Here is a 1,666-nt window from a genome sequence, read left to right as displayed (position 1 = left end):
CCTCCGCGGCGGCCCACCCCGCGCCCGCGGCGTCCGGCCCCCGTCGGGGCCCCCGCCCCCCCCGGCCGCGGCGACGGCCGCGTCCGACCGGGTGTCCACGTCGACGATCAGCAGCCGGCCCGGGTGTTCGGCCTGGGCCGAGCGCAGCAGGCCCCACACGGCGGCGGTGGCCGGATCGGGCTGCTCCATGACGGCGCCCCGGGTGACCACGGCGAGCCGCGCGCCCCCGTCCGCCGACTCGGCGAGGAAGCGCTGCACGCGCTGCAGCACCTCGGCCGTCCTTGCGTGTACGTCGCCGGGCTCCACGTCGACGACGGTGACCGCCGTGGCGGCCCCGTCCGTGTCCACCGGCAGGGCGCGCCACCGCAGTTGGAGCCCGCCGTCCAGGTCCGGTGCCGCTGCCGACGCCGCGGACATGGGCCGCAGCAGCAGCCCGTCCACGGTGATGACGGGGCGCCCGGTCGCGTCGACGGCGGCCAGGGACACCGCGCCGTCTCCGGCGGCGGTCAGCCGGACCCGTACCGCGGTCGCTCCGGACGCCTTCATCGTCACGCCCGTCCAGGAGAACGGAAGCAGCGGCGTCGCGCCCTCGGCGCCGGACAGCGACGGCACGCCGAGCGTGACGGCGTGCAGCGCGGCGTCGAGCAGCGCCGGGTGGATGCCGAACGCGCCCGGCTGCGCGGGCAGTTCGACCTCCGCGTAGAGGGCGTCCGCCGTGCGCCGGGCGGTGCGCAGGCCCTGGAACACCGGGCCGTACCCGTATCCGCGCTCGGCCAGGTCCGCGTACAGACCGTCGACCGGGATCGGCTCGGCGTCGGCCGGCGGCCAGTCCCACACCTCGGCCGGGTGCGCGGCCCGCGCGGACAGCGTGCCCGTCGCGTGCCGGACCAGCGGCTCGGTGCCGGAGGTCGGCGTGGTGGGCGACGAGTGGACGGTGAGGGACCTGCGGCCCTCGTCGTCCGGGGCGCCGACGACGACCTGGAGGTACACGGCGGCGTCGGCCGGGAGCACCAGGGGTGTCTCCAGGGTCAGTTCCTCGACGAGGGGGCAGCCCACCTCGTCACCGGCGTACAGCGCCAGGTCGAGGAAGGCCGTGCCGGGCAGCAGGACCGTGCCGGCCACCGCGTGGTCGGCGAGCCAGGGGTGCGCCCCGGGCAGCACCCGGCCGGTGAGCACCGCCTGGCCGTCGGCGAGGAACACGGCGGCGCCGAGCAGCGGGTGCCGGGTGGCGTTCAGACCGGCGGCGCGGATCCCGGCCGTCGACTCGGCCGCGTCCTGCCAGTAGCGCTGCCCCGCGAAGGAGTAGCCCGGCAGTTCGGTGCGGCGTCCGCCGGGCAGCAGCCGGTCCCACGCCACCGGCGCCCCCGCCACGAACGGCTGGGCGAGCGCCCGGGTGAGCGCGAGGGGCTCCGGCTGACCGGACTTGAGGGTGGCGACGGCGACGTACCCGTCGTCACCGAGGGCCGGGTCGAGGGTGGCGTGCACCATCGGGGTGACCACGGCCTCGGGCCCGACCTCCAGGTAGGTGGTGACCCCCTGGTCGGCGAGGTGCCGGACGCCGTCGGCGAAGCGTACGGCCCCGCGGACGTGCTCCACCCAGTACTGCGGGGTGCGCAGACGCTCGGGGTCGACCGGGCCGCCGGTGACGTTCGAGACCACGGGGATC

At 77.6% G+C, this 1,666-nt stretch carries 1 protein-coding gene; it reads right to left on the bottom strand.

The annotated features are described in order from the left end of the window. Window positions 1-1,666, bottom strand: a 1,666-nt coding sequence (locus tag ACFWY6_RS45335) for a polyketide synthase dehydratase domain-containing protein (RefSeq protein WP_384703758.1), incomplete at both ends; no start/stop codon positions are given.

It is taken from the genome of Streptomyces sp. NPDC059037 (assembly GCF_042740015.1).
Lineage (GTDB): Bacteria > Actinomycetota > Actinomycetes > Streptomycetales > Streptomycetaceae > Streptomyces.
Note: the sequence above shows the minus strand (reverse complement) of the source record. Positions and strands in the feature narration are given on the sequence as shown.